Origin of the sequence: Citrobacter braakii (assembly GCF_002075345.1) — a bacterium.
Taxonomy (GTDB): Bacteria; Pseudomonadota; Gammaproteobacteria; order Enterobacterales; family Enterobacteriaceae; genus Citrobacter; species Citrobacter braakii.
The window spans coordinates 1-3,307 of the sequence record NZ_NAEW01000053.1 but is presented as its reverse complement, the minus strand read 5'-3'; the positions used below and the strand labels follow the sequence as shown (position 1 = coordinate 3,307).

Below are 3,307 nucleotides of genomic sequence, written 5' to 3'. Positions count from 1 at the left end.
AGGGCGTGGTCTGCCCCTGTTCCGCTCATGACCCACGCTCCTCATGCCACGCCTGGCAGTCAGCGAACAGCCTGACGCCCGGCATTGACGCCCGCCGTTTCTCCGGAATTTCATCCCCGCATTCCGCACAGTGCAGACGGGATGCCGCGATACCGGCCCTCAGCGCATGGCGAATTGCCGCTATCTGCAGGTCGGTGTGCAGCATGGCCTCCCGCTGCGCCATTTCATCATCGGTATCCACACTCACTGCAGTGTCCTCCCCTCATCACCGGTGGTTGCCTGAAGACGCTGTAGCTCGCGCAGACGACGTATCACACGAATAAGCCTCAGGATCTTCACCACGTGAATGTCGTCAAAAACGGGAGTATCTGCAGGTGACTGCGAACCAAAAAAGTTCAGGCAGAACAGGTTCATGTTGAACTGCTTATTGGGCAGTTCACCTGAGAGCCCCGCCAGGAAGAGAGCGAATTCATTCCCGTGGGGAGAAACCACAAAACCGGCTGAACCCGGGCGGTTATCTTCCCGGACACTGTCCGCGCACCCCATCGCTTCCGCTATCTCAAAGACCAGCCGGTACGCCATATCCTGAAGGTGCTCGGTATCATCCTGCAGCGCCGGTATCGCCCAGATATCACTGACCGGCTCAAGCCCGGTATCCGCAAACGCGACAGATGATGTTGGAATGGCAGAAAGGAGAGGGGCAGCGGGCATTCCAACGGTGTTATCGTCACCCCGGAACGGGAAGATACTACTGCCGGAAATAACATCACCGCCGGCACCGATAGCAGATGCGATGGTAACAGCGGAGCCGGCCGCCTGTGAAAATGCGGTCACACCGGCACCAGAGGTCACCGACGCTCTGACATCGCCCTGCGCATATACAGAAGAAAATGACATATCATCCGCATCGTCTTCCGGATCCGGAGGCATGAATTCCCCCGACAGCGCATCCGGACCACCCAAAATATCAGGCTGGATTTCCCCCCTGCCGACTGCAGCCACTGGAGACGAAACAACTGTCGTACCATCCCTGTAGTCGGCAGAAATCGGGTCTGCGTCACCGCCCGCCCCCGATTCCGGGGTCTGAGTGTCTGTCCGGGCGACGGCCTCATTCTGCTCATTCTCTTTCTGCCAGGCCTGCTGGTCAGCCAGAATCAGATGCTCTGCAATCGGCTCCGGCTCGCCAAACAACACCCGCTGGTTCTGCGTCTTTGGATCCAGCTCAATTATCCAGCGGTCATAGTTCAGGGACGGATGGGGCAAAGCCTTAATCAGGCTGCCAATCAGCTCATCGCGGAACATCTCAATCGAATACAGTTCCGGATCGTCAAACTGCCGGCACACGTCCCCGAAAACAGACGTCAGATTATCCAGCGTCTCCCTGCCATATTGCTTCCAGACTTTCTCAACTCCGGTTCTCAACGCCAGTATCTGTGTTATCTGGTGGTTTCCCAGCCCGGAAGCCAGCAGTTCCGGTATATACGGGGACAAATACTCCACCGTATGTTCCATCCGGCTAATCAGGGAATAATGTATCGGATACCCTTCCAGACGCAGCAGTTCTGACAGCTCACGCAGCGTCACTGTCCGCCCCAGGGTTTCCTCATGAATGGCACGGGCTTTGCGTATTCCCAGCGCCTTGTCAATAAACGTCAGGTCGCCGCGGACATCATTCTCGGCCAGATGGCCCACAAGACATTTCAGTCTCCCCGGCCAGGGTTTGAACAGCACATGGAAACGGTAAAAACGCTCGTCACCGGTTTCAGCGTACAGCTCGCGCAGAATTTCATAACGGGTGTTACCACCATCACTGAAGATATACGGTGCCCCCGGAATATCGGGGTTTTTCGTGACTTTCGGCACCGTGTCAAGCCCCCGGGTGCGAATGGAATCCTTTATCTCATCATACTTCGGGTTACGGGTGGTTCTCGGGTTGTCCGGGTTCGGGGCAACCTCATCCAGCGTCAGTATCAGCGGCATCTCGCTTGTAGGCATGATGGCTGGCGACGACACCGACTGTGGTTCACGGGCACCCTGCAGCAGGGCTGTGCTCAGGTCAAGCAGGTTAGTTTTAGCCACGGGACACCTCCCCGTTGTTAGCGCCAGTTATATCGAAAGATTTACCGTTCAGCTCCACCATGCACTCCAGCGCCTCGCCCCACTCCTTAAAGGATGCGTTACGTTTTGTTGCTCTAAAATCAGCCATATTTAATTCTTCCGCTCCATATCCCATTCAACCCACGCGCCGTCAGCATCTGCATCGATTACACCCTGATTACCGCAACCGGGGCATTTAACAACATCACCAGCGTAGAGGTATCGACCAGATAACGAGCGACTTGTAACTTCAATTGCGTGGTGGCACTGGCAGTGTTCGCAGGAGGTGATAACCTGATATTTATCATCGCCATTATCGAGAACCTTCCATTCTTTGCGATCAATGCACTCTGCCACTTCACGCAGCGCCTGTTTGTCTGTCATGCTGTACCGCCTTTGCAGGTCGCACTGGTGATCACTTTTTCAATCAGCCGGTAAACCTGCTGCTGTTGTTCTTCATCATTCAGTTTTATGCCTGATTCAAATTCGACAGAGTCCACGACAGCAGACACATAACCCTCAAGGGAACTGAACATGGCATAATGGATTGCCGCTTTTGTCAGTCTGTTCATTGTGAAGACTCCTCTATATAAAGAAGCGCGCCGCAGACGGGCATGACATAGCCGAGCCACAGAATTTCATTTATGGCATTCCAGAAGAATTTTTCGATACTGAGATGCGGTCCGAACCCGCCAAATCCCCGAGCCTCCCACTGACGAAGGATTTCACGTTCCGGGGCACTGACCCGCTGCTGGTTGATGTAACCGTCATTCATGGCGCAGTCGTGGACGTATGGCATCAGCCGCAGTTCCTGCTGTGAAATGGCATACCCCAGCAGCTCACGGGATTTACGTTCAATTTCCGGCGTCAGTTGTCCCCGGCTGTAACCTGTTCTGTTAAGCATCATGGTGTTCCCCCTCCTGTTTTTCCCGGTTATCCCACACGGCCTGATTCAGCAGACGCAGAAGCCGCTGACCGGTGACCCACCTCAGGTATCCCTGCATGCCTTCGTTTTTTCAGGCTCATGCTGTCGGCCCTCCGTATCCGAGGTGGTATTCTGAAAAACGGGTGTACTCGCCCTCATATCGGGCTTTAACGGTACCCAGCGGCCCCTGACGCTGCTTGCCCAGGATGAGCTCAGCCACACCACGCTCCAGGGTGTTCTCGTTGTAGACCTCATCGCGATAAAGGAAGAGAATGACGTCCGCAT

7 protein-coding genes are annotated in these 3,307 nt (G+C 55.0%); all 7 read right to left on the bottom strand.

The window, feature by feature from the left end; genetic code table 11:
- Positions 1–25 precede the first annotated feature (25 nt).
- Positions 26–247 carry a TraR/DksA C4-type zinc finger protein gene (locus BZK42_RS27620; protein ID WP_080861512.1) on the bottom strand — a complete coding sequence of 74 codons (222 nt, stop codon included), beginning with the start codon at positions 245–247 and terminating at the stop codon, positions 26–28.
- Positions 244–2,079 carry a ParB family protein gene (locus BZK42_RS27615; RefSeq protein ID WP_249025191.1) on the bottom strand — a complete coding sequence of 612 codons (1,836 nt, stop codon included), beginning with the start codon at positions 2,077–2,079 and terminating at the stop codon, positions 244–246. Before BZK42_RS27615 ends, BZK42_RS27620 begins: the two co-directional genes overlap by 4 nt.
- On the bottom strand, positions 2,072–2,206 hold the full coding sequence (locus BZK42_RS29540) for a hypothetical protein (RefSeq protein ID WP_282958101.1): 135 nt from the start codon (positions 2,204–2,206) through the stop codon (positions 2,072–2,074). The genes BZK42_RS27615 and BZK42_RS29540 overlap by 8 nt, the downstream gene beginning before the upstream one ends.
- A gap of 2 nt (positions 2,207–2,208) precedes the next feature.
- On the bottom strand, positions 2,209–2,481 hold the full coding sequence (locus tag BZK42_RS27610; RefSeq protein WP_080861509.1) for a hypothetical protein: 273 nt from the start codon (positions 2,479–2,481) through the stop codon (positions 2,209–2,211).
- Positions 2,478–2,669, bottom strand: a complete 192-nt coding sequence (locus BZK42_RS27605) for a hypothetical protein (protein WP_080861506.1) — start codon at positions 2,667–2,669, stop codon at positions 2,478–2,480. The genes BZK42_RS27610 and BZK42_RS27605 overlap by 4 nt, the downstream gene beginning before the upstream one ends.
- On the bottom strand, positions 2,666–3,004 hold the full coding sequence (locus BZK42_RS27600; protein ID WP_211280453.1) for a hypothetical protein: 339 nt from the start codon (positions 3,002–3,004) through the stop codon (positions 2,666–2,668). The genes BZK42_RS27605 and BZK42_RS27600 overlap by 4 nt, the downstream gene beginning before the upstream one ends.
- Before the next feature lie 115 nt (positions 3,005–3,119).
- Positions 3,120–3,307: DnaB-like helicase C-terminal domain-containing protein (locus BZK42_RS27595; RefSeq protein WP_282958100.1), on the bottom strand; the 188-nt coding region annotated here is incomplete at its 5' end.

Excerpts from the sequence above, each read along its gene's own strand:
- BZK42_RS29540 (WP_282958101.1), bottom strand. The coding sequence starts at position 2,206 with ATGGCTGATTTTAGAGCAACAAAACGTAACGCATCCTTTAAGGAGTGG.
- BZK42_RS27610 (WP_080861509.1), bottom strand. The coding sequence starts at position 2,481 with ATGACAGACAAACAGGCGCTGCGTGAAGTGGCAGAGTGCATTGATCGC.
- BZK42_RS27605 (WP_080861506.1), bottom strand. The coding sequence starts at position 2,669 with ATGAACAGACTGACAAAAGCGGCAATCCATTATGCCATGTTCAGTTCC.
- BZK42_RS27600 (WP_211280453.1), bottom strand. The coding sequence starts at position 3,004 with ATGATGCTTAACAGAACAGGTTACAGCCGGGGACAACTGACGCCGGAA.